The following is a 23,133-nucleotide window of genomic DNA, read 5'->3' on the forward strand; positions in this document are numbered from 1 at the left end:
GCAAGGAAAAGTGGTTTGGAATTGGCATAGTTATATAACACAAATACCGCTCCACTTCCCTACGCAGGTCTGAACCTGTTCAAGTTATGAGGGTCTAAAAGTCACACTTTTATCTCAGCCCTTATAAAGGACACCCCTAGTGGTTTTACGAATACATATTGAATTGTTCTGCACCTCTATATTAACACGAATCCTTATTTGGTCAAGATATTATCCTTCCAATGTTTTCTTAAGATCCGTTACGTACCCGCGTGATCCGGTGACAATTAAGCGGTCTCCGATTTTCAGTCTTGTATCGCCGTGAGGAACGATGCTGTCCACACCCCGGAAAATCCTGACAAAAATCACGTCGCCTGTTAAAGGGAATTCTCGGAGAATCACGCCATCGTATTTGCTGTTTTCCATATTAATTTGATACAGCGAAGACTCCTGGTTCGTGAGCAGTTTCATGACGCCAGGCGCTTCTATCAGCGCGCGAAGCAGCGTTTTGGTCGACAGCAAGATGGAAAAGATGCTGATGCCCTGCTCTTTCAATTTCGCTTCGTTCTCCGGTGATCCGGTGCTGGCAATGACTCTTTCTGTTCCTTTTTCTTTGGCGTATAATGCGATGTCCGTATTCATGTCTTCATCCCCTGTCGCCACTACAAGGATTTCTGTATCAAATATACCGAGTGATTCAAGGGTTTGATGCTCATAATCAGAAATCGTTTCGACGGAAAATACTGAGTCTGACAGCTTTTCCGCAGCGTTTTCTTGATAAACGTGCACGACACGCACTTCATACTCGCTCTCAGGCAATTCAAGTGTCACAGGCAGTGTCATTTGATTAGCGCCGATAAATGTGATCTTCTTTTTCTCCTCCGGCTGCTCCTGTTTTTTGTACAGCTTTTTAAAACCGACTGGGGTAAAAATACTTGCAATAACCGCCACCAGCGTAAGCGCTCCTGACATATTCGCGCTGATGACATGAAGCTGCTGGCCGATTGTCGCAGCGGCAATCACAAGAGAGAGCGTTGATGTCAGCAGGAAACCAGACGCCAATATTGTGCGGTTATCATACCATTTCTTCAAGTACAGGACAGGAAGAATCTTGCTTACTAACAGCGCCATAAGCAGCAGCGGAATCATCACTAAAATTTTCGGGTCCTGAAAAAGTGTCCAAATATCCAATTTTACACCGACCATCACAAAGAAAATCGGTATTAAGAACCCGTAGCCGAAGGAATCAAGCTGCTGAACCAATTCCTTGTTCGGCGAGAGCAGGGAAACAAGCACGCCCGCTAAGAAAGCGCCGAGAATATTTTCTGCCCCCAGTGATTCAGACAGAGCCACCAGTACGATAATTAAGGTGAAAATAGCACGAGTCCCGATCTGGATCGTCCCTTTTGACATGGACTGAACAAAAGAACGGTGTTTGAAGACCCGACCGAAGAAGTAGAGCACTACTCCGGCTGCGAACAGGATCATCAAGAGCCACATGTTTCCGCTGTCCTCTCCGTATAGAGAAGAAAATACAGCAAGAAGAATCATAGTGACCAAGTCAGCAATCACAGCAACAAGCAGGATAATCTGCCCGATGTTTGAATCCATGATCCGTTCTTCCTTTAAGGTTGGAACAACAACACCTAACGAAATCGTAGAAATAATAAGCGTCATTAAAAAAGCATTTTGGATAAATCCGGCCAAGACGAACCCATAGGACAGCAGCAATGATAAAATAAAAATACCGATAAAAATAATGGATGCTGTGGCAAATGTATTGGGTGCTTCCTTGCCGTTTTGCAGAAACTGCTTTTTCTTTCCTCTCTCAAAGGATGAAAAATCAATTTCAAGCCCGCTTAAAAACATTAAAAAGATAAATCCGAGCATAGAGAGCGTCTGCAGCCAAGTATCACCCTCCACAACTAAATTAAGACCGCTTTTTCCTATAATCAATCCCATAATAATTTCAGCAACTACAACAGGGATGCTGAGTTTAAACCGATGCAAAAGGATGGGAGTTAGAAATGCAACGATAAGTACGACAACTAATGATGCGACAGATGTATGCGCCATAATCTGAACCTCCTTTTAAAAAAACATAACGCGATTTTAACAAGGGTAATGATGAAAAATAAAGTAATAAGGTCTCATTTTTTTTTAGAAAATGATTCTTCTATAATTTGCACATAAAAGCTGGTGATGACTCACAGCAATTTGCTTCATAATAAATAAAATCATGAGTAAGGAGGATGCTGCATGGCTTACTACGATATTATCAGCGATATTCATGGCTGCTACGATGAAATGACAGCCCTGATAGAAAGACTTGGATACACAATAAAAAATGGATTGCCTGTACATGATGAAGGCAGGATGCTTGTTTTTGCCGGGGATTTGACAGACCGAGGCCCTAAATCAATTGAAGTCATCCGCTTTGTAGCCGGCGCTTATGAACAAGGAGCAGTGCGTTATGTCCCGGGAAATCATTGCAACAAGCTATACCGCTACTTAAAAGGAAATCCCGTTAAAGTGATGCACGGTCTTGAAACAACTGCGGCAGAGCTTAAAGCACTTTCTGAGGAAGAAAGAAGAAAAGTCAGCGAACAATTTATGAAGCTTTATGAAACTGCGCCGCTTTACGACATCTTACATAATGGAGAATTGGTTGTCGCCCATGCTGGCATAAAGGCTGACGATATCGGCAAAAACACAAGGAGAGTAAAGGACTTTGTGCTTTACGGCGATGTGACGGGTGAAACGTATCCGGACGGCAGACCCGTCAGGAGGGATTGGGCCGCCGCCTATAATGGGAAAGCATGGGTTGTATACGGACACACACCTGTTAAAGAGCCCCGCATCATAAATCGCACCATTAACATTGATACGGGCTGTGTGTTTGGGAATGAACTGACGGCCTTGCGTTTTCCCGAACTGGAGACAGTCTCCGTTCCAAGCTCTATGCCCTATGACGAATCTAGATTTCGCCCCATATAAAAAAGGAGAGAATCGTTTTAATGATTCTCTCCTTTAACTAATTCTTGCATATCGTGCGGCAGAGCCGCATGAAACGTCATATTCTCCTGCGTCAGCGGGTGGATAAACGACAGCTGCTCACTGTGCAGCGCCTGCCTGTCAATCTTTTGTCTCGTTCCGCCGTACAACGTATCGCCGCACAGCGGGTGTCCGAGATAGCTCATATGGACGCGAATCTGGTGGGTCCGCCCTGTCTCAAGCTGCAATGCCACCGAGGTTAAGTCATCTGTTATACGTGTGACACGAAAGTGAGTAACAGCCTTCTGACCGCCCGGTGTCACCATCCGTTCAATGATACTGTCAGGATGTCTGCCAATCGGGGCGTCTATCTTTCCCTCTGTCTTTGTCATATGTCCATGCACAACCGCAACATATCTGCGTTTCACAAGGCCGTTTTTTTGCGCCGACGATAAAATGGAGTGGGCAAAGCGATGCTTGGCAATCAGCATGACACCTGACGTATCCCGATCTAGCCGGGTGACAAGGTGAACCGTGGCCCGCACTCCGTTTTTTTGGTAGTGATGGATGATGCCATTTGCGATGCTTCCCGCCGGGTGCTCTCGCGACGGAATAGATGACACATACGGCTGTTTGTTTATCACAAGCACGTGTTCATCCTCATACAGAATATCGAGCGGAACAGGCTCGGCCAAAAGCGTCTCGCTCACCTGTTCCTCAGGAAACTTTACAACAAGAAGGTCTCCCTCTCTCAATACGTATTTAACAGTCACATGCTCACCGTTAATGAGAAGATCTCCTCCGCTAAACTTGATGTCGGTCAGCAGACGTTTCGAAATCCCCAGCTCGCCCGCATATTCCTTTAAGGTCATTCCGTCTTCAGCGGAAGTGATGTTCTTTTCAATAATAAATTGCTCCACGATACGTCCTCTTTCTACTCACCTTTTCCGATAAATGAATCCTGGACTCTTTTCCAAAACGGAAACGGACGGAATCTTGCAAATCTTACATTTTCGGATGCAACCTGGCAGCGGATGGACTTTACATCCTTATGAAGCAGGGTTAAATGGTCAATTGTTACTTGAAAGTCAACTTCGTTTCTCGGTTTAATCATGCAATCATGATGGGAAGGGAGAAGGAGCGGTGATCCGACCGTCCGGAATACGCGGTTATTGATAGATGCCATTTCCGCCAGCTGAATCGCTCTGATGGATGGGTGGATAATTGCTCCGCCCAGCGCTTTATTATAGGCTGTGCTCCCGGAAGGCGTGGACAGGCAAAGACCGTCGCCTCGGAACGTTTCAAAGAGCTGCCCTTTGATTTCCACATCCGCCACAAGGCTTCCTTCAATGCTTTTAATCGTACATTCATTTAACGCCAAATATCTTTCCTCTCGCTCATTTTCATGATAGGTCACGATCACTTCAAGGAGCGGATATTCCACAGTATGATACGGTGTTTTCGCAATTGCGAGCACGAGTTTTTCAATTTCATGAGGAACCCAGTCCGCATAAAACCCAAGATGACCCGTGTGAACGCCGACAAAAGCTGTTTTATCTAACCTGTCGCTGTATCTGTGAAAAGCGTATAAAAGCGTCCCGTCGCCCCCGACTGAAATGACGATTTCCGGTTCATTTTCATCCAGTTCCATGTCAAAATCCAATAAATACGCCTGTATTTTGCTTTTCAGCGTATCAGAAACATTATCTCCTTTTGACGATACGGCAAATTTCATGCTTTTTCTTCCCCTTTACCTATTGATGCTCGCTTCCTTTTTTCTTTCTAGAAAAGGCAGCTTGAGCTTCCTGTATTTCACCCTTGATCTCCGACATCTCTTCATCAAGCCGCGAAGCCGCTTCAGAAGCGCGCTGGAGCCTCAGTTTTACTTTTTCAGGAATGTTTCCGCTGTATTTATAATTTAATGAATGCTCAATGGTCGCCCAAAAATTCATCGCCAGTGTACGGATCTGTATTTCAACAAGAACATGTTTCTCTCCGGATATCGTCTGCAAAGGATACATCACGACAAGGTGATATGACCGATACCCGCTCTCTTTATGTTCTGCAATATAATCTCTCTGATCCACAACGGTGAAATCTTTTCGGGCAAACAGCATTTCCTTTACAAATTGGATGTCATCGACAAATTGGCACATGATCCTAAGGCCTGCGATATCCTGCATGGTTTCAATTTCATGTAACGGTATGCTTTTCCGTCTGGCTTTTTCGAGTATACTCGCCACAGGCTTGACGCGTCCTGTCACAAACTCAATCGGTGAATGGTCATCCTCATATTCATAAAGCGTGCGGATCCCCTTGAGCTTCACTTTTAATTCTTCAACAGCCTGGCGGTACGGCACTAAAAAACGCTCCCATTGCTTGTCATCCATCATACATCCCCCAATTCAGCACCAGTTTCTATAGAAATACGCGTTTCACTTTTTCTTCCATTTCTTCTCCGTAGTTCGCATTATCTTTAATATTTTCTAAAAGATACTCCAGCTCCTCATAGAGGCCTGACAGCTCAATGCTTTCCTTCCCTGCCTCTAAAACAATCGGTTTTCTTTGATCATGGGCCTGCTTCAGTTCAGGCCATATATGTTCCTTTATCATGACATATTCAAAAGAATCAGCTAATTCAAGTATGTATACAAAAGCAATGTTGTCAGAATCAACAAGCATTTGACCTGACGGCTTGCGTTCTGCTTCGTTCCCTTCTGTCTCACAGGTAAGGCGAAGCTCATCGTCCGATAGTGTTGCATTTAAGATTTCGATTCTGTTTTGCATAATGCTCTCCTTTATAAACAAAGTACAGATTCATTTTATCATATCAAGCTCGATATTGATAAACCAAACATCTAAAGAGATAATAGTAAAAATGAGATTTACAGAGCTGAAAGGAAGACAATCATGAGCCAAGAAATTGAAATTGAATTTAAAAATCTGCTGACAAAACATGAATTTGAAAACATAGCTGCAGCACTGCACTTGACAGAAAAAGAATTTACAAATCAAGAGAATCACTATTTTGATACAAACAGCTTCGCACTGAAACAAAAACATGCGGCGCTTCGAATACGTAAGAAAAATGGCGAGTATGTGCTGACGTTAAAAGAACCGGCTGAAGTCGGACTTCTGGAAACCCACCAGAAACTTTCCGGCGTATCCGACTTTACACGTTTCACGATTCCGAAAGGCCCTGTCGAGGACCAGCTGAAGAAGCTTCACATCGATACAGACGCCATTCATTATTTTGGATCTTTAGCAACAAATCGTGCAGAAAAAGAAACAGAAAAAGGTTTAATAGTTTTAGATCACAGCCGATATTTAAATAAAGAGGATTATGAAATCGAATTTGAGGCGGCTGACTGGCATGAAGGCAAACTGGCCTTTGAAAAGCTGCTTCAGCAATTCAGTATTCCTCTGCGCGAAACCAAAAATAAAATTCAGCGTTTTTATGAAGAAAAACGAAAGTCTATATAAGGTGGAATGACATAGTGAACGTAACGAATTGGGCGGCTCTCCTTCAGCTTCAGGCATTACAGTCTATATCAAATGCAAGCAGCACGGGCGGTCAAAGTGCCGAAAGCCCGCTTTCAAGCTTCAGCTCCTTGCTCAGCCAATATACAAATGGACTGTCCCAGCAAACAACAGCGTCAGCAGCATCTTCAAGCCAGCTGAACAGCGTTTACGGGACATCGCCGTCACTGCTTTCAGCTTACGGTCTTACCTCCTATTCAAACGGCAATGTCGGCCAAATGACAAAAGCGAGTGAAAGCACTGAAACAGCCGCTGTTGATGTCTCCTCAAACAAACAAGAGGATAAAAACATCAGTTCGGGTGACTTCTCAATCGACAGCGCTATAAAAAAAGCCTCTGACAAATACGGAGTCGATGAAAAATTAATCCGCGCTGTCATCAAACAGGAATCAGGCTTTAATGCAAAAGCCGTCAGCGGTGCAGGCGCAATGGGCTTAATGCAGCTGATGCCGTCAACAGCAACCTCACTTGGCGTTTCCAATCCGCTTAATCCGCAGCAAAACGTTGAGGGCGGAACGAAGTATTTAAAACAAATGCTGGATAAATATGATGGCAATGTATCCATGGCGTTAGCAGCTTATAACGCCGGACCGGGAAACGTTGATCGATACGGAGGCATTCCGCCTTTCAGAGAAACTCAAAACTATGTAAAAAAAATAACAGCAACCTATTACGCGTAACCGGAGCGGCTCTTGCCCTCCGGTTTTTTTGCGGAGTGAAATCTTACACATTCATGATTTGTATGTGATATGATATGAAATACAAACCCGGCTCGAAAGCCGAACCCTGTCTTCAAGCACATAAAAGGCAGTTTGTTTGTAGAAATGATGCCTTGTTGCTAAAATAAATCATAGATGAATTGAAATAAATACAGAAAATAACTTTTTGCAATAGGAATTATGATTCCTATTAGCCATATTTAAAGGAGTAGTCAACATGGGACAATCGTTTAACGCACCTTATGAAGCGATTGGAGAAGAACTTCTATCGCAACTTGTTGATACTTTTTATGAGCGTGTCGCGTCTCATCCTTTGCTTAAGCCCATATTTCCGAGCGATTTAACAGAAACGGCCAGGAAACAGAAGCAATTTTTGACACAGTATTTAGGCGGGCCTCCCCTTTATACTGAGGAACACGGCCATCCCATGCTCAGAGCAAGACATCTACCCTTTCCAATTACAAACGAGAGGGCCGATGCGTGGCTCAGCTGTATGAAAGACGCAATGGACCATGTAGGACTAGAGGGCGATATTCGTGAATTTTTGTTTGGCCGGCTGGAGTTGACAGCAAGGCATATGGTGAATCAAACAGAAGCGGAGGATCGATCATATTGACAAACTATCAGCATGAGCAATACTTCGCCCATTGCCACGGCCATCCAAAAAAACCGCTGGAAATCTACATGTTTGTTGACCCTTTATGTCCCGAATGCTGGTCCTTAGAGCCTGTCATAAAAAAAATGAAAATCAGATACGGGCGTTTTTTCACCTTACGCATCATCGCATCCGCAAGCCTTACAGCGTTAAATAAGAAACGTAAAAAACATCTTCTGGCAGAAGCCTGGGAAAAGATCGCTAGCCGCTCCGGTATGCCGTGTGACGGCAGTGTATGGTTTGAGCAAGGTCAGCCGCTCTCTTCTCCATATATGGCCGCTCTCGCATTTAAGGCAGCCGAACTTCAAGGAAGAAGAGCCGGTATGCAATTTCTTCGGAATATGCAAGAGAGTCTGTTCGTTTCGAAGAAGAATATTACGGATGAAAACGTGCTTTTGGAAATAGCGTCAAAAACAAGCCTGGATCTCGAGGAATTTCAAAAAGACCTTCACTCCCAAAGCGCGGTAAAGGCGCTTCAATGTGACATGAAAATCGCGGCTGAGATGGATGTTACAGCCACCCCGACGCTGACGTTTTTTAATACGCAGCATGAAGACGAAGGACTTAAGGTCCCCGGCAGCTATTCATATCATGTATATGAAGAAATCTTATTTGAGATGCTTGGCGACGAGCCGAAGCCGTCGGAAACACCGCCTCTGGAATGTTTTATTGAATATTTCCGTTTCGTTGCCTCTAAGGAAATCGCTCTTGTATATGATTTGAGTCTTGAAGAGGTAGAAAAGGAAATGAAAAAATTGGCGTTTGCTAAAAAGGTTGCCAAAGTAGAGGCCAAGCACGGAATGTTTTGGCAGTCCCTCACCAGCAGTTCTGATGAATACCAATCATGTGAAAAATAGCCGCAGGCGTGTATATGCTTGGGGCTGTTTTCTTGCACAAAAACCAAACGCATGTTCCGTCCAAAGCACTAAAGAAACCGCGCCGGGATAAGCGCGGTTTCATATGTCTTAACGACAACAAAGGGGATGGGAGAAATTTTTCACGGTCAAACAAAGGGGTAATGTTTGTTTGTGATCAATTTCACATCCTTATCATATCAAAAGTTGTCGACTGTTGACAACCATTAAGCTTAATGTTCATATTTTTGTCACAAAACATAACTGACAGATTTCATTCATATGCTTGTAAGGAACAAGGACGAGGAGGATCGCCATGATGTTTAATGTGATCTCAATTGTGTGCATTGTTGTTTTTTTCTGTTTAAATTTATTGGCTATGATGCATATGCTGCCTCTTTACATTACATCCCCTCTGCTGTTTCTGTCTATTCTGTTTACCTTGTACCGCCTGAACCATCGGAAAACCTTTAAAGGATTTTAAAAAGCCTGTGCATCATTTATGCACAGGCAATTTTTTTTAAGACTGCTTTACTTTTAACAGCAGTTCTTCCATCTCATCAAGCTTTTCCTCAAACATTTTGCACGCAGCTTCAATCGGTTCTGGAGACGTCATATCAACGCCCGCTTTTTTCAGGATGTCGATCGGATATTGTGAGCTGCCCGCTTTCAGGAAGTCAATATAACGGTCAACCGCAGGCTTGCCTTCCTTCAAAATTTGGCTGCTTAACGCCTGGGCCGCACTGTACCCTGTCGCATACTGATATACATAGTAGTTGTAATAGAAATGCGGAATCCGTGACCATTCGAGTCCGATTTCTTTATCAATCACCATGTCGTTTCCGAAATACTTTTTATTCAGATCATAATATACATTGGTCAGGAGCTCAGGTGTCAGGGGCTCTCCTTCTTGCGCTTTTATATGGATAAGATGTTCAAATTCTGCAAACATCGTTTGTCTGAAGACGGTTCCTCTAAAGCCCTCAAGCATATGGTTGAGAATATATAAACGCTGTTTTTCGTCCACTAAATTGTTCAGCAAATATTCACCAAGCAGCGCTTCATTTGTCGTGGAGGCAACTTCCGCGACAAAGATGCTGTAATTGCCGTAAGGATATGGCTGATGTTTTCTCGTATAGTAGCTGTGAACAGAGTGGCCGAACTCATGGACCAGCGTAAAGAGATTATTGACGTTATCATGCCAGTTCATTAAAATATACGGATTTGTGCCGTATGTTCCAGAAGAGTAAGCGCCGTTGCGTTTCCCTTTATTTTCATAAACATCAACCCAGCGGTTTTCAAGCCCCTCTTTTAAGATAGAGCGGTATTCTTCTCCTAAAGGTGCAAGCCCCTTTAGCATATAATCTTTAGCTTGTTCGTACGTAACCTTCATCCCCGCATCCTTCACAAGCGGTGTATACAGATCATAGATATGCACTTCATCCAGCTCAAGCACTTTCTTTCTCAGTGCAATATAGCGATGCAGCAGCGGAAGATGTTTGTTAATCGTTTTGACGAGATTGTCGTATACCTCTTCAGGGATACTGTTGTTAGAAAGCGCAGCTTCGCGTGCTGATTTGTACTTTTTCATTCTTGCGTAGAAGTTGTCTTTTTTCACAGTCCCGCTCAAGGTAGTCGCCATTGTGTTTTTATATTGGCCGTATGTTTTATATACAGCGTCAAACGCATTTTTGCGGACTTCGCGGTTTTCGCTTTCTAAGAAATTAATAAAATTGCCATGAGTGATCTGTTTTTCATTTCCCTCTTCATCTTTAATAGATGGAAATGTAATATCGGCATTATTTAACACGCTGAACGTATTTGACGACGAAGACAGCACCTCAGAAGCTTCAGCCAGCAGCGCTTCTTCCTTCTCGCTCAGCACATGCGGGCGTTCCTTTGTGATTTCCTCAATCGCGTGTGAGTAAAGCTTCAGCTCTTCTTTTTCAAGAATAAACTGCTGCAGTTTGTCTTCCTCTATGGATAAAATCTCCGGAACAAGATAGGCTGTTGCGCTTGCGGCCTGTGTATACAGATTTCCAGCCTTATCATTAAGTCCCTGATAAAAGGAGTTCCCGGTATCTTGGTCTGAGCGCATATGCGCGTATGTGTAAAGTTTGCCCAAACGCTCCATCACCTTATCTTGGTAAGTAAGGGCTTCGTATAAATGATCAGCTGAATCAGCCAGCTTGCCTTTATACTTAGATAAATCCGGTATTAATTCTTTGACAGCTTGAAATTCTTTATTCCAGGCCTCATCACTAGGAAAAATATCCTCTAGTCTCCATGTGTCCTCTGCCTTTACCTCGCTTCGGTCAGGCAGTTGATTAGCTTTTTTTTCCTCAGCCATGGTGATCCCCCTCGTTTTCTTTGATTCAAGCCAATTGAAAAAACGGTTGTTTCTCAATAAACTTGTGTTGTGAATATCTTCCGGTTTTTCACTGCCATTTGTCAAATCATATGCAGTTATGAAGAGAACGAATGCCAAAAAAGCAGTAAAAACACGAAAAACCTTTCCTTTTGTGCTTCTCACAACCAGCCCACCACCTTTGTCTTAGGGTGAGCCAAATCAGGAAAACTCATTCGATAAAACAGCTTCTGTCTTTTTCAATGAGATCCTGTAATGATTGGCTCCGCTTTGCGGGCTGATTCAGCACATATACTTCTTTCTGAGTCTCCCTCAAAAATCCCTTCTTGCACAAAAACTCAATGTACTGTTTAACCGCCTCAATGAAATCCTGATCCCTGTATACGCCTCTTAGCAGAATGTTCTTTTTATGAATGTGTATTTTGCAGTGCTGCAAAACGGCTGAAAAGCGAATGGGCGCATGTTTATATCCAAGATCCGTAATAAACAGATAAAGATAGCCCTGCCATACAAAAACTGGACTCTTAAAAACAGCTCCTTTCTTTACAGGAACAAACACCTCTGTCGGAAGAAAAGAGAGAGGTGTTTGCCGTTTTTCATAAAACAGAAGCCTGATCCGATTCATATCTTTAGAGAGAAACCGATGAGTTTTGCGGCGAAAACGGAGAATGGCTCCTGTCCAATCTGAGTGCTTAAACGACGAATCTGGTTCAGTGAAAAATAAATCTTCAGCCGTTGCCTGGCGGATTGGAATCGTTTGGACGGAGCAGTAAAAACGGGTTGTGTAAAACGGGATCATGCGGCTGAGCCTCAGGAAAGAATGTGTTTCGGGGCAGTAACATAACAGATCACTGTTCGGACTGGCATTGATAAACTGCCAATGGAAATCGGACAGCTGGTAAAAGGATGATGATGTCCGTTTTAAGCGGCTGCCTCCAAGAATCCACTGCGGTATCATTCCTGCTTGTTTGAAACCGGCTGTTCTTTTTTGAAAGACATCTGGAGCGAGAGTCGCGCATTGGTATTCAACTGCAAGCGTATCCCCCTTTACTTTTGCCAAGATGTCGGGCCTTTGTTTAATCTCTTTCACGTACGGCTCTAAGAGCGGGGAAGCCTTTTGCGTTTTCAGCCATACATAAAGCTGCCGTTTTCCTTCTAAGTGATAGGCGCTCTCAGGTTCTATGTCTATCGTGCAGGACTTGTTCTGTTTATGGGCAAAATGCGGCGCTTTCTGAGACCCTAGCTTCACATCGAGCTCCTCAGCACACACCGGGCAGAAAAACCTGGTCTGCTTTAATTGTTCTCTCCTCTGCCTGCCTATGAGGTGAAACACTTGGCCGTCTTCTGTCACAGCACTAAACAATTGTCATCTCTCCTTTCCAGATTCATAACTCTTTCTGGAAATAACCGATGAACTCCTGTTCGCTGATGTTTTGCCTATATGTATGTTTTTGATTTTCCAGCTTCAATATGTTGTTTTGAAATAGAAAAAAACCGATTTCCGGCAAGAAATCGGTCTGCTATGATGCAAAGTGTTTTTTTATCGTTTCAAGAGCGTGCTCTGATACAACCAGCTTGCCGTATTCTTCAAGACGGTGTATGCTGATTGAGGATTCAGACGCGTACTCCAACAGGATGCTTAGCTGATTTTCAACCTCTTCATCAGTCAAATTGTAAAAATCCACATATAAATAATATCGGTTCTCAAACGAATATAAAGTCGTTTTACTTCCGTTAACGTTTAATTTAGATAGAGAAATTACATCTTCGAAGTCATCAAACCGTAAGACAAATTGAAGCTTTTGCTCCTTCTCTTCCTGATTGACTTCTTGCTCTTCTTTTTGAAAATCATCCAGCAAGGCGTCAAGATCCTCAGATGCTGGTTCTTGCTTTTTATCCTCAGGAATCGGCAGTTCGAGCTTTTGTCCGTCTTTGGAAAGCTGGGCTTTGGTGACGATAATTTCTAATCCTTTGTCCAGTGCCTGAACTTGAATCCAAAGAGGACCTTCAACAGCGAATTCCTCTTCCTCATGAACTTCATCCATGACTTCCCAGAATAGTTCTTCACTGCGCTCACGGTTATACCAAATTTCTTCTCTGTCAAAACCGCGATCTTCAATATCTCCATAAGACATATAAAATTTTACTGTATGCTCGTTAATTCTTTCAATTTCCATTTGCCAACCTTCCCTTCTATATAAGATGTTGAAGGGACATCTAAGCTCCCGATTAATAGTACTTTACTACACTTTACCCATTCCGTCCACATCTTAACCTTGAACAAAGGCAAGTGTGAATTCCTTTGTATTTCTATTTTATGATAAATCAGACACAAAAGAAATAAAAATGCATCTTCGGCCAAAAAATGGCTTGTCTTCCGCACCGCTATCATAAATTGCCTCCCGCTTCATATATTAGTGGTACAAGCGATGGAACGAAAGCGAGGTGCCGATTCATGGAGCATGACTATCTGATATCGCTGCTGCTTATCGTCGGAATTGATCTGATTCTCGGCGGCGATAATGCAGTCGTGATCGCCATGGCCAGCCGAAATTTACCGGACAAGCAAAGACAGCAAGCCATTATTCTCGGAACATTTATCGCCGTTGCGATGAGAATTGGATTAACAAGCGCAGCGGTTTATCTTTTGAATATTCCTTTCCTGCAATGCGCCGGCGGAATTTTCCTTCTATATTTGGGATACCAGCTATTAATTGAAAAAAAAGACGCGCAGCACGTCAAAAGCAGCACCTCTCTGTGGAAAGCCATACGAACAATTGTACTCGCAGACCTGTTTATGTCGCTGGACAATGTTATTGCTGTCGCAGGAGCGTCGCACGGTGAGCTTTCTCTCGTTATGATTGGTCTGTGTGTATCGGTGCCGGTAATTATTTGGGGCAGCAAACTTATCCACATCGCGCTTGAGAAAATACCTTTATTGATTTATGCGGGAAGCGGATTATTGGCTTATACAGGCGGAGAAATGATTGTCCGGGATAAAAAGCTGTCTTTTTTTATGGCTCAGCACGGGGCCGTTGAAGCGCTTCTCCCCATTTTAACTGTCGTCTTTGTCATCCTTGCCAGCATTTATTATCAGCAGGTTGAAAAATAAAAGAAGGCTGATGATGTCTCAGCCTTCTTTTTAACGTGCGATCTATTAGTTTGCCAAACGCTGTGCTTCTCTTAATTGGAAAGAGCGGACTTTTCTTGGCAGGAAACGTCTGATTTCGTCTTCGTTGTATCCGACCTGCAAACGTTTTTCATCGATGATGATCGGACGGCGAAGCAACCCTGGGTGCTCGTTGATCAAGCGGTACAAGTCTTGCAGCGGCATTGATTCAACGTTCACATTCAATTTTTGGAATACTTTTGAACGGGTTGAGATGATCTCATCTGTTCCGTCCTCAGTCATTCTTAAGATTTGTTTTATTTCATCAATTGATAAAGGTTCAGAGAAAATGTTTCTTTCTACATAAGGAATCTCATGCTCCTCGAGCCACGCTCTCGCCTTTCTGCATGAAGTACAGCTTGGTGATGTGTATAATGTAACCATTCATCTTCACTCCTCTAATTAGTAGGATGAACATCTATTTTATTCTTAAATTGAAATTACTCTAAAAAAGGAATCTTTATAGGTATTATACTATAAAAAAGTAAGTGTGAACAGTGTCCTAAGAAAAAAATGTGTCAATCCAGCAAATTTTTATTTTATTCATGTGTTTGCATTCTCAATTAGCTTAACTCATCGAAAATATTTTTTTGCTTCTCTTCATCAATGAGTGTCAGGACTTCATCCGTTTTTTCGTATGATTCCCCGTACCATTTCTCATCTTTATAAGTATGAATGTTTTCATATGTCTGTTTCATGGCTTCTAGAATTTCTTCTTCTGATTCTGTTTTCGGTGACCAGTACAGAATCTCCATCTTGTTGACTTCATTCGTAGCCAATGACCGGCGCCGGTACCCAATTGACTGAGCATGCTTAAAATGCTCTCTTTGATAAAATCTCAGGCGTTTTTCTGTATCAGCATCATCTTCATCCACAGGCTCCACCTCAAGCAATATCGGCTTATTTTTCTTTTTCAGCTTGGCAAGCAGTTTGCCCCCAAGCCCCTGCCCTCTTGCATCTTTTGAAACATACAGATAATCAACGAAGATAAAAGATTCAAATTCCGCAAACATTAAAATATGATGCTTGCCTTCGTCTTTATGATAAATATCGCTTCGCTCTTTCAAAAGAGCTTCCATATGCGCTTTTGATTTCAATTCTTCAATTGGAAAGTACTCGCTAAGCTTTTCGTACCAGTTCATTGATTTGCTCCTTATGAGTTCGTTGTCTTCATACTTTTAGATATACCCCATTTCTTCTTGTTTAAACAGCCTTACATCTATAAAGACGTACGAACTTTCCGCATGGTTTCATTTTTTTTCGGCAAGTAAGACGATTCGTCGTTCCACCGGAGATGTTTGGTCAGGCTCAATTCGCGTGTTTTTTCCGTTTGTAATGACTCAGGCCGGGCTGCGCCAACGCAATCAAAAAAGTCATGCCGTATAATACAGCCGCCGAAATAAAAGCTGTTTTTGCACCAGCAGCATCGGCCAGCAGTCCCATGATGGAATAAGTAACACCAGACCAAGGAGTCAACAGCGCGTTTTTGGCAGCCATGATCCCGATGCGCTTATGTGCCGGAATGACCTCCTGCAATACGGTTTCCTGACAAATATCTCTGACCTGATAAAAAGGCCCCATCGCCGCGCAAACCAGGGCGCATAAAAACGGCAAGGGAGAAAACGCAAAGAAAAATGTCAGCACTGACATCACAAGTGAGCTGAATATAATCGCGTACCCCATGTTTCGCTCAAAAAATGCAGAATAATGGATGGCAATGACACTGCCGATCATAGCACCTATAAAATAAGAAGCATTAAAGATTCCCCACCACACTTCTGTTTCATGCAGAACAGCCACTGTAAAAGCCAAAAGAATGGCAGATGACCAAACTGAGCCGGCAAGAGCTTCTATCATGTCCATTGCAGTGATGTCTCTTACAATCGGGGTTGTCACCAAATCCTTCCATACACTTCTGGCAGATGCTGCTTCAGCTGTTCTTTTCGTTCTTTCATCGTTCACATGAAGCAGGCTGATAAAAGCTCCGGAAAAAACAAACAGGCATATGGCACTGCCGACAACGAACTCAAAAGATACAGCATATGTAAGAAAACCTCCAAGTCCCCAGCCAGCTGTTAAAAACAATTGATTAGCGAGTGAAATCACGCCGTTTGCTTTCACGTAATGCTCTTTTGAAACAATGACAGGCAGCAGCGCGAACCTTGCCGGCTGAAAAAAAGCGCCCGAAAATGAAAAACAAAAAACAAACAGCAGCGTCATGATCAAGGAGGAAATTCCGTTTTGGCTGACACTGTATGCGATTAGCATCGCAAAAACCGCTCTCAGCAGGCTTGCACCGGCAAGCACCTTTTTAAAACCAAGCTTATGGAGTGCATCTGAAATGCAAAAGCTTGCCGCAACACTTGCAAACGACATGAATGATAAAATAAGACCCGAAAAAAAGACAGAATCGGTCATTTGATAGACCCTTACCATTAAAACGATTGTCACCAGTACTCCAGCTAAAGATTGCAGAGATTGCGACAGAAGCAGCGCAAAGACATTTTTCTGATGAATAATTTGAATAGTGTCCGCCTCCGTTTTTCCTCTAATTGTAAAAGATATGACTTTTACTTTCTATCAGCCTGTATAAAAAAATCCTTCAAAACATTTGTTTTGAAGGATTTTCAACTTATGAATAGGCTTTAAATTCTTCTTTCGTGCACATCACAAAATGACCTGGTTTTACTTCACGGAATTCCATCTTTTCTCCATCCTTTAATCGATGCACGGACGGATCGTATTTCTGGCGGACACGATTTCTCTCATAATCCGGGTCAGGAAGCGGAATGGCAGAAAGCAATGATTTTGTATACGGGTGTAGCGGGTTTTCGTAAAGTTCATCTGCCGGCGCAAGTTCAACCAGCTTTCCGAAATACATCACTCCGATACGGTCGCTGATGTATTTGACCATTGATAAATCATGAGCGATAAACAAGTAGGTGAGCCCTTTTTCCTTTTGGAGTTCTTTCATTAAGTTCACGACCTGTGCCTGAATAGACACATCCAATGCAGAAATCGGTTCATCCGCGATAATAAATTCAGGATCAACGGCAAGAGCTCTCGCAATCCCGATTCTTTGCCGCTGTCCGCCGGAAAATTCATGCGGATAACGGTTGGCATGCTCCTTGTTTAAACCGACTGTTTGCAGGAGCTCATGAACCCGCTGCATACGCTCTTTCTTCGTTTTGGTCAGCTTATGAATGTCGAGGCCTTCTGCAATAATATCTGCGACTGTCATTCTCGGATTCAGCGATGCATATGGGTCCTGGAAAATCATTTGCATTTTGCGGTTGAATTCAAGCAGCTTTTTGCGGGATTTTTTACCGTGAACATTTTCACCGTTAAACAGCACCTCGCCATCGGTTGCTTCGTACAGCCGAATGATACTTCGGCCTGTTGTCGATTTACCGCAGCCGGATTCACCAACAAGCCCCAATGTTTCGCCTCTATAGATATCAAACGACAGGTCATCTACGGCCTTAACCGTTCCTCTCGATGTAACAAAGTGCTGTTTTAAATGTTTGATTTCTAATAGTTTCTCCGTCAATTTATTCACCTTCTCTCACTAAGACAGGTTTTTGATACGTATTCGCCAGCGTCCGCATTTTCGCTTTTACCGCTTCAGGCGGCTCTACCTTTGGCGCATTAGGATGAAGCAGCCACGATTTCACATAATGAGTATCGGAAACCTTAAACATTGGCGGCTCCTGTTCAAAATCAATTTTCATCGCATATGGACTCCGGAGGGCAAAGGCATCTCCTTTTGGTGGATTTGTCAAATCAGGCGGCGTGCCCGGGATTGCCGTCAGCTGTTCGTCTCCTGAGCTGTCAAGTGTCGGCATGGATGCCAGCAGCCCCCAAGTATACGGATGTCTCGGATCGTAGAAAATTTCGTCTACCGTGCCGGTTTCTACAATCTGTCCCGCATACATGACAGCGACGCGGTCTGCAACGTTTGCCACAACACCGAGATCGTGAGTGATAAAGATAATGGACGTGTCAATTTTCTTTTGTAAATCCTTCATCAACTCCAGAATCTGCGCTTGTATCGTTACATCAAGAGCAGTTGTCGGCTCATCGGCAATCAGAAGCTTCGGATTCGCTGCAAGCGCCATCGCAATGACGACACGCTGTCTCATCCCGCCTGAAAACTCGTGCGGAAATTGGTTGACCCGTTTTTCCGGCATTGGGATACCTACTAAATCCAGCAGCTCAACAGCACGTTTTTTCGCAGCTTCCTTTGAAATGTTTTCGTGTTTAAAAAGCACTTCTGTAATTTGTTTGCCGACTTTCATTGTCGGATTTAAAGAGGTCATCGGATCTTGGAATATCATTCCGATCTCTTTCCCCCGTACATTTTGCATTTCTTTTTCGGACAGCGGCACTAAATCCTTGCCGTCAAATAAAATCTCACCGCGTTTAAAATAACCCGGGGGCATCGGTATCAGCTTCATGATCGCTTGAGATGTCACACTTTTTCCAGATCCTGACTCCCCGACGATTGCCAATGTTTCACCTTTATTCAGATGGAAATTCACTCCGCGGATCGCCTGGACCTCTCCGCCGTATGTTTTAAATGAAATCGCTAAATCTTTTACTTCTAATAGGCGTGTCACCCGTATCACTCCCTTATTTACGTAACTTAGGATCCAATGCGTCTCTTAATCCGTCGCCGACAACGTTAAAACCAAACATGGTAATGCAGATAAAACCGGCAGGGAAAAACAAACGCCACGGATAATAGGTCAATGCAGGCAATCCGTCAGAAGCCATCGTTCCCCAGCTTGCAAGAGGAGCCGGAACACCAAGTCCTAAATAGCTTAAAAAGGCTTCTGTAAAAATCGCGGTTGGAACAGTTAGTGTCATCGTGACTAAAATAGAGCCCATTGCGTTCGGCACGATATGTTTAAACAGCAGACGGGATGTTTTCGCCCCGAGTGTCTGCGACGCAAGCACGTATTCCTGGTTCTTCAGCTGCAGCACTTGTCCGCGAACGATTCTGGCCATGTTAATCCAGCCCGTAATCGTCATGGCAATAATAATCGTTAACAGCCCTTTCGGAAGAACGACCATCAGCAGGATAACCATTAATAATGAAGGAACAGCCCAAAGGATATCTGCGATACGCATCATAATCTCATCTGTTCTGCCTCCGCGGAACCCTGAAATGCTTCCCCAAATGACGCCAATCAGCAAATCAAGAACAGCGGCTGCGACACCGATAAAGATTGAGATTCGAGCTCCTACCCATGTACGGACGAAAATGTCCCTTCCTAGATCATCAGTCCCGAACCAGTGATCTTTTGAAGGCGGCTTATCCGCATTTAAGAGATTGGTAGTCGAATAATCATATTTTGAGAAAACAGGCGCAAAAATCGCCATGAGAATAATGAGAACAATAATAACAAGCCCGACCATCGCAAGCTTATTGCTGCGGAAGCGTAACATCGCATCTTTCCAGAGGGAAAGGCTCTTTTTACTTATTTTCTCAGCATCGCCGGCATTCGCTGCGGCTGGTTCAAACATGTTTTTTGGAATGTTCTGCATGGCCTAGGCTCCTTTCTTTGCTTTGGAAAGCTTGATTCTTGGATCAATAATGCCGTATAACACGTCTACGATTAATACACACAATAGCAGGATGACACTGAAGAACACCGTTACACCCATAATGACCGTATAATCACGGTTTGTAATACTGTTTACGAAGTGTGAACCAAGCCCCGGGATACCAAAAATGGTTTCAATGATAAAGCTTCCAGTTAAAACTTGAGCGGCCATAGGGCCCATATATGTAACGACTGGCAACAGCGCGTTTCGGATGGCGTGCCGCACTGTAACTGCAGGACGCGACAGCCCTTTTGCTTTCGCTGTGCGAATATAATCACTGTTTAACACTTCGATCATGCTTGAACGGGAAAGTCTGGCAATAAACGCCATCGGCATGGAAGCAAGTGCGATGGAAGGCAAAAAGGTGTATGACCAGGACTCCCACCCCGCGACCGGAAACAGCTCAAGCTTCATGGAGAACACATATTGCAGCACAGCCGCCATGATAAAGCTCGGAACTGAAATACCAAAGATCGTTAAAATCGCGACGGTATAATCCTGCCACTTATTATGGTAAAGGGCTGCAATGACCCCAAACAGTACACCAAACGCTAAAGCGAGGAGAATAGCTTCTGCTCCAAGAGTGAATGAAACGGGGAAACCTGAACTGATCAGGTCATTGACACTCTGACCTTTATATTTAAATGACGGTCCGAAATCCCACATTGCAACTGATTTCAAATAGCTCGCATATTGTACAAACAGCGGCTTGTCCAAGCCATAATGCGCATTTAAGTTTGCTTCAATTTCAGGCGGAAGCTTTTTCTCACCCGAAAACGGCCCGCCCGGTGCTGCTTGCATTAAGAAGAATGTCACGGTTACAATCACAAATAATGTGATAATCATATAGACTAAGCGTCTTCCAATATATTTTAGCAAGGGGGAACACCTCCATGATTTTTACATTTTTACAATCCTTCAGTAAGAAAGGTATATGGGAAATAAGTCCCCATATACCTTGAGGTTTTTGTTTTCACAAATAAGACTTATTGAAAGTACGCGTTTCTGAAATAAATTTCTCCGGTTCCAGTAATGATGGTTCCTTTCAGATTTTCGTCTTGCACCCAAGGAATCGTATAAAAATAAACTGGCGCTACTGGCATTTCATCAATGAAAATACCTTCAGCTTTTTTCAGCAGCTCAGCACGTTTAGTTGGATCAGTTTCAGTTTGTGACTGGTTCAGAAGTTTTTTGAATTCTGGATTTTCCCAGCCGGTATCGTTATTTCCTCCGTCTTTGTCACGGAACAGCTCAAGGAAGTTAATCGGATCGTTGAAGTCGCCAAGCCAGCCCATACGGCCGATTTGATAATCTTGGCTGTGAAGCTTATCAATATATACATTCCATTCTGAGTTATCAAGCTCTACATCCACGCCTAAATTTTTCTTCCACATTTCTTGCACTGCCTGAGCGATTTTTGCATGTGCATCATCAGTGTTATAAGACAACTTGATTTTCGGAAGGTCAGATGCCTTGCTTAAGCCCATTTCTTTCAGGCCTTTTTCAAGATATTCTTTTGCCGTTTTGACATCGTTGTCTTTGTAGTAGCCTTCTTTGTTATCTTCAAATCCCTTCATTGTCGGCGGCACCGCAGCCATTGCCGGGATTTGTTCACCCTGTGTAATGTTTTTAACAATCGATTGGCGGTCAATCGCATAAGATAATGCTTTGCGGATATTGACGTTGTCTAACGGCTTTGCTTCAGTATTGAATTTGTACCAATACACACCCGCCATCGGCTCAACATGTAAAGAACCGTCTTTTTTCAAGCTAGGAAGCGATTCAGTCGGAAGCTGTCCGAGCGGCAAACCAGCCCAATCAAGTTCACCAGCTTGGAATTTTTTGAGTTCAGTATTGTTATTGTTGATCATAACCATATTGATACTCTTCAGTTTGACTTTGTCTTTATCCCAGTATTGATCATTCTTTTCAAGATCGATAGATCCGCTGTGTTTCCATGCCGTCATCTTAAATGGCCCGTTTGACACATAATCGTCTCCGGCATTTGTGTTCCACTTTTTGTTTTTCTCTGCAATTTTTTTGTTAATCGGCATATAAGTATAGAATGCTGTTAATTCAGTGAAGTATGGAATCGGGTTGTTTAGTTCAACCTTTAATGTCTTATCGTTTTCAGCTTTCACTGCCACATCATCAAGGCTGCCTTTACCGGTATTTGCCGCCTCAGCACCTTTTATGTAGTAGAGCTGGTAAGCGTATTGTGATTCGTTTTTAGGATCAAGCGCCCATTTCCATGCATATTCAAAATCTTGCGCTGTGACAGGGTCACCGTTTGACCACTTTGCATCATCACGAATCGTAAACGTATAGGTTTTTCCATCTTTGCTTGTTTCAATTTTAGAAGCTGCGCCTTCTTCAGGCTCACCCTCTGCATTAATACGTGTCAATCCTTCAAAAGTCTGACGGATAACACCGCCTGATACCGAGTCATTTGCCAATCCGGGATGTAAGGAGAACGGCTCAGTTTTAATATTAATGTTAAGTGTCGTCTTCCCTTTGCTGTCTTTTTTCCCATCACCGTTTGAACCGCTGCCGCCAAAGCCGCATGCGCTCAGCACGAGAGTGAAAATGAGCATTAACGTGACAATCGACCAACGTTTTTTCATATCCACAAACCCCCTAATAATCATTTTTTCAGCTCCTTACGGCTAAATCCTCAGAAATATCAGACAAATGAACCTAAGTTTACATAACTTTTATTCTGTTCCGTCTTTTCTGATTATTTTTGTAAAAAAGCTGTAACAATAGAGTGAACAAGTTCATTATAATGAAACAAATTCTTTATTGCAATATTATTTTATCAATTTAAAATTTTTAAACTTCGTTAGTTTTTCTGCCAATAACGCGATATCCTTCTACCGTTTAAAGCATAAATTGATTAAAAACTATTTTAGGAGTTTCCAATCCATATTGCTTTATACATATAATATCTAGCTGTTTAACTGCTGAGAGCGGTTATCATTTGGGCGATTTACAACTGTTCTTTTATTTATATCATTACAATTTTCATGCAAAAAGAACGTTTTTTCAGGATGACAATTGGTTATAATTGATTTATAATGAAGCAATCAAAAGAAAAGCTTGCTATGAAAAAGAGTAGTACGCATTTCACCCGTTTGAAGAGAGTCTGCGGTGCTGGGAGCAGATAACGGGCAATGTGGAATGGACTTTGGAGCAGCTGACCGAACCAAAAAGTAGGCTCAGCCGGAGCAGTCTCCGTTACAAAC

The 23,133-nt window shown here is 43.1% G+C and carries 24 protein-coding genes, 1 riboswitch and 1 other annotated feature (1 of these 26 cut by a window edge); of the genes, 7 read left to right on the forward strand and 17 right to left on the reverse strand.

Translation table 11 applies throughout. From position 1 onward, the window contains the following. Positions 1 to 39: 39 nt before the first annotated feature. A riboswitch (TPP riboswitch) is annotated at positions 40 to 148 on the reverse strand. A 62-nt stretch (positions 149 to 210) separates the two neighbouring features. Continuing rightward, the gene (locus LNN34_RS10265) at positions 211 to 2,055 is read right to left on the reverse strand and encodes a monovalent cation:proton antiporter family protein (protein WP_202656896.1); all 1,845 of its coding nucleotides are present in this window, start codon (positions 2,053 to 2,055) and stop codon (positions 211 to 213) included. A gap of 183 nt (positions 2,056 to 2,238) precedes the next feature. Between LNN34_RS10265 and prpE the strand changes: the two genes are divergently transcribed. Next, positions 2,239 to 2,976: a bis(5'-nucleosyl)-tetraphosphatase PrpE gene (prpE, locus tag LNN34_RS10270; protein ID WP_059336261.1), complete on the forward strand. Its 738-nt coding sequence runs from the start codon at positions 2,239 to 2,241 to the stop codon at positions 2,974 to 2,976. 17 nt (positions 2,977 to 2,993) lie between these two features. Here the strand turns inward: prpE and LNN34_RS10275 are convergent, their stop codons facing one another. The 4 genes from LNN34_RS10275 to LNN34_RS10290 are packed head-to-tail and all read right to left on the reverse strand — an operon-like array spanning position 2,994 to position 5,760. After that, on the reverse strand, positions 2,994 to 3,893 hold the full coding sequence (locus LNN34_RS10275) for an RluA family pseudouridine synthase (protein ID WP_059336263.1): 900 nt from the start codon (positions 3,891 to 3,893) through the stop codon (positions 2,994 to 2,996). 14 nt (positions 3,894 to 3,907) lie between these two features. Next, positions 3,908 to 4,708, reverse strand: coding sequence for an NAD kinase (locus LNN34_RS10280; RefSeq protein WP_010333761.1), 801 nt, complete (start codon positions 4,706 to 4,708; stop codon positions 3,908 to 3,910). 19 nt (positions 4,709 to 4,727) lie between these two features. Next, positions 4,728 to 5,363 (reverse strand): GTP diphosphokinase, encoded by a 636-nt coding sequence (gene yjbM / locus LNN34_RS10285; protein ID WP_024120930.1) that lies wholly within the window; start codon positions 5,361 to 5,363, stop codon positions 4,728 to 4,730. A gap of 28 nt (positions 5,364 to 5,391) precedes the next feature. Next, positions 5,392 to 5,760 (reverse strand): hypothetical protein, encoded by a 369-nt coding sequence (locus LNN34_RS10290; RefSeq protein ID WP_024120929.1) that lies wholly within the window; start codon positions 5,758 to 5,760, stop codon positions 5,392 to 5,394. 123 nt (positions 5,761 to 5,883) lie between these two features. On the opposite strand from LNN34_RS10290, the gene LNN34_RS10295 reads away from it, so the two are divergent. The 5 genes from LNN34_RS10295 to LNN34_RS10315 all read left to right on the forward strand — a co-directional run bounded on the left by LNN34_RS10295 (position 5,884) and on the right by LNN34_RS10315 (position 9,225). Then, positions 5,884 to 6,456, forward strand: coding sequence for a CYTH domain-containing protein (locus LNN34_RS10295; protein WP_024120928.1), 573 nt, complete (start codon positions 5,884 to 5,886; stop codon positions 6,454 to 6,456). 14 nt (positions 6,457 to 6,470) lie between these two features. Beyond that, positions 6,471 to 7,193: a lytic transglycosylase domain-containing protein gene (locus tag LNN34_RS10300; RefSeq protein WP_316274810.1), complete on the forward strand. Its 723-nt coding sequence runs from the start codon at positions 6,471 to 6,473 to the stop codon at positions 7,191 to 7,193. A 256-nt stretch (positions 7,194 to 7,449) separates the two neighbouring features. Beyond that, positions 7,450 to 7,848: a thiol management oxidoreductase gene (locus LNN34_RS10305; protein ID WP_010333756.1), complete on the forward strand. Its 399-nt coding sequence runs from the start codon at positions 7,450 to 7,452 to the stop codon at positions 7,846 to 7,848. After that, complete coding sequence (gene spxH, locus LNN34_RS10310) at positions 7,845 to 8,744, forward strand: protease adaptor protein SpxH (protein ID WP_044156379.1); 900 nt, start codon at positions 7,845 to 7,847, stop codon at positions 8,742 to 8,744. Before LNN34_RS10305 ends, spxH begins: the two co-directional genes overlap by 4 nt. 313 nt (positions 8,745 to 9,057) lie before the next feature. Beyond that, positions 9,058 to 9,225, forward strand: coding sequence for a hypothetical protein (locus tag LNN34_RS10315; RefSeq protein WP_024120925.1), 168 nt, complete (start codon positions 9,058 to 9,060; stop codon positions 9,223 to 9,225). Positions 9,226 to 9,261: 36 nt separating this feature from the next. On the opposite strand, the gene pepF is transcribed toward LNN34_RS10315, so the two are convergent. The 4 genes from pepF to LNN34_RS10335 form a co-directional block, all read right to left on the reverse strand. Continuing rightward, the gene (gene pepF / locus LNN34_RS10320) at positions 9,262 to 11,091 is read right to left on the reverse strand and encodes an oligoendopeptidase F (RefSeq protein WP_229043274.1); all 1,830 of its coding nucleotides are present in this window, start codon (positions 11,089 to 11,091) and stop codon (positions 9,262 to 9,264) included. A 229-nt stretch (positions 11,092 to 11,320) separates the two neighbouring features. Then, entirely contained in the window at positions 11,321 to 12,472 is a 1,152-nt protein-coding gene (locus LNN34_RS10325) for a competence protein CoiA family protein (protein WP_267476660.1), read from the reverse strand. A gap of 157 nt (positions 12,473 to 12,629) precedes the next feature. Then, positions 12,630 to 13,286: an adaptor protein MecA gene (gene mecA / locus LNN34_RS10330; RefSeq protein ID WP_024120921.1), complete on the reverse strand. Its 657-nt coding sequence runs from the start codon at positions 13,284 to 13,286 to the stop codon at positions 12,630 to 12,632. Further along, complete coding sequence (locus tag LNN34_RS10335) at positions 13,253 to 13,393, reverse strand: hypothetical protein (protein ID WP_125825429.1); 141 nt, start codon at positions 13,391 to 13,393, stop codon at positions 13,253 to 13,255. Before LNN34_RS10335 ends, mecA begins: the two co-directional genes overlap by 34 nt. Before the next feature lie 171 nt (positions 13,394 to 13,564). Here LNN34_RS10335 and LNN34_RS10340 point away from each other — a divergent pair, with 171 nt between their 5' ends. After that, positions 13,565 to 14,221 (forward strand): TerC family protein, encoded by a 657-nt coding sequence (locus LNN34_RS10340; protein ID WP_044156385.1) that lies wholly within the window; start codon positions 13,565 to 13,567, stop codon positions 14,219 to 14,221. A 45-nt stretch (positions 14,222 to 14,266) separates the two neighbouring features. Here LNN34_RS10340 and spx read toward each other — a convergent pair whose 3' ends face one another. The 8 genes from spx to oppA all read right to left on the reverse strand — a co-directional run bounded on the left by spx (position 14,267) and on the right by oppA (position 22,512). After that, positions 14,267 to 14,662 carry a transcriptional regulator Spx gene (spx, locus tag LNN34_RS10345; RefSeq protein ID WP_024120919.1) on the reverse strand — a complete coding sequence of 132 codons (396 nt, stop codon included), beginning with the start codon at positions 14,660 to 14,662 and terminating at the stop codon, positions 14,267 to 14,269. A gap of 179 nt (positions 14,663 to 14,841) precedes the next feature. Beyond that, on the reverse strand, positions 14,842 to 15,420 hold the full coding sequence (locus LNN34_RS10350) for a GNAT family N-acetyltransferase (protein WP_059293039.1): 579 nt from the start codon (positions 15,418 to 15,420) through the stop codon (positions 14,842 to 14,844). Between the two features lie 166 nt (positions 15,421 to 15,586). Next, positions 15,587 to 16,804 carry an MFS transporter gene (locus LNN34_RS10355; RefSeq protein WP_229043475.1) on the reverse strand — a complete coding sequence of 406 codons (1,218 nt, stop codon included), beginning with the start codon at positions 16,802 to 16,804 and terminating at the stop codon, positions 15,587 to 15,589. Between the two features lie 106 nt (positions 16,805 to 16,910). Beyond that, positions 16,911 to 17,828, reverse strand: coding sequence for an oligopeptide ABC transporter ATP-binding protein OppF (gene oppF / locus LNN34_RS10360; protein WP_229043276.1), 918 nt, complete (start codon positions 17,826 to 17,828; stop codon positions 16,911 to 16,913). Between the two features lies 1 nt (position 17,829). Further along, positions 17,830 to 18,906, reverse strand: a complete 1,077-nt coding sequence (oppD, locus tag LNN34_RS10365) for an oligopeptide ABC transporter ATP-binding protein OppD (protein WP_229043278.1) — start codon at positions 18,904 to 18,906, stop codon at positions 17,830 to 17,832. Between the two features lie 4 nt (positions 18,907 to 18,910). Next, positions 18,911 to 19,828: an oligopeptide ABC transporter permease OppC gene (gene oppC, locus LNN34_RS10370; protein WP_024120915.1), complete on the reverse strand. Its 918-nt coding sequence runs from the start codon at positions 19,826 to 19,828 to the stop codon at positions 18,911 to 18,913. A 3-nt stretch (positions 19,829 to 19,831) separates the two neighbouring features. Then, complete coding sequence (gene oppB, locus LNN34_RS10375; RefSeq protein ID WP_024120914.1) at positions 19,832 to 20,767, reverse strand: oligopeptide ABC transporter permease OppB; 936 nt, start codon at positions 20,765 to 20,767, stop codon at positions 19,832 to 19,834. 107 nt (positions 20,768 to 20,874) lie between these two features. After that, entirely contained in the window at positions 20,875 to 22,512 is a 1,638-nt protein-coding gene (gene oppA / locus LNN34_RS10380) for an oligopeptide ABC transporter substrate-binding protein OppA (RefSeq protein WP_229043280.1), read from the reverse strand. Between the two features lie 471 nt (positions 22,513 to 22,983). Further along, positions 22,984 to 23,133: a binding site (T-box leader), on the forward strand; it runs 62 nt beyond the window's last position.

Source organism: Bacillus sp. AF23 (assembly GCF_020861455.1).
Lineage (GTDB): Bacteria > Bacillota > Bacilli > Bacillales > Bacillaceae > Bacillus > Bacillus halotolerans.

Bases quoted from the DNA above. Each gene is read 5' to 3' on its own strand.
- LNN34_RS10265 (WP_202656896.1), bottom strand. From the start codon at position 2,055: ATGGCGCATACATCTGTCGCATCATTAGTTGTCGTACTTATCGTTGCA.
- prpE (WP_059336261.1), top strand. From the start codon at position 2,239: ATGGCTTACTACGATATTATCAGCGATATTCATGGCTGCTACGATGAA.
- LNN34_RS10280 (WP_010333761.1), bottom strand. From the start codon at position 4,708: ATGAAATTTGCCGTATCGTCAAAAGGAGATAATGTTTCTGATACGCTG.
- yjbM (WP_024120930.1), bottom strand. From the start codon at position 5,363: ATGGATGACAAGCAATGGGAGCGTTTTTTAGTGCCGTACCGCCAGGCT.
- LNN34_RS10290 (WP_024120929.1), bottom strand. From the start codon at position 5,760: ATGCAAAACAGAATCGAAATCTTAAATGCAACACTATCGGACGATGAG.
- LNN34_RS10295 (WP_024120928.1), top strand. From the start codon at position 5,884: ATGAGCCAAGAAATTGAAATTGAATTTAAAAATCTGCTGACAAAACAT.
- LNN34_RS10305 (WP_010333756.1), top strand. From the start codon at position 7,450: ATGGGACAATCGTTTAACGCACCTTATGAAGCGATTGGAGAAGAACTT.
- LNN34_RS10315 (WP_024120925.1), top strand. From the start codon at position 9,058: ATGATGTTTAATGTGATCTCAATTGTGTGCATTGTTGTTTTTTTCTGT.
- pepF (WP_229043274.1), bottom strand. From the start codon at position 11,091: ATGGCTGAGGAAAAAAAAGCTAATCAACTGCCTGACCGAAGCGAGGTA.
- mecA (WP_024120921.1), bottom strand. From the start codon at position 13,286: ATGGAAATTGAAAGAATTAACGAGCATACAGTAAAATTTTATATGTCT.
- LNN34_RS10340 (WP_044156385.1), top strand. From the start codon at position 13,565: ATGGAGCATGACTATCTGATATCGCTGCTGCTTATCGTCGGAATTGAT.
- spx (WP_024120919.1), bottom strand. From the start codon at position 14,662: ATGGTTACATTATACACATCACCAAGCTGTACTTCATGCAGAAAGGCG.
- LNN34_RS10350 (WP_059293039.1), bottom strand. From the start codon at position 15,420: ATGAACTGGTACGAAAAGCTTAGCGAGTACTTTCCAATTGAAGAATTG.
- oppC (WP_024120915.1), bottom strand. From the start codon at position 19,828: ATGCAGAACATTCCAAAAAACATGTTTGAACCAGCCGCAGCGAATGCC.
- oppA (WP_229043280.1), bottom strand. From the start codon at position 22,512: ATGAAAAAACGTTGGTCGATTGTCACGTTAATGCTCATTTTCACTCTC.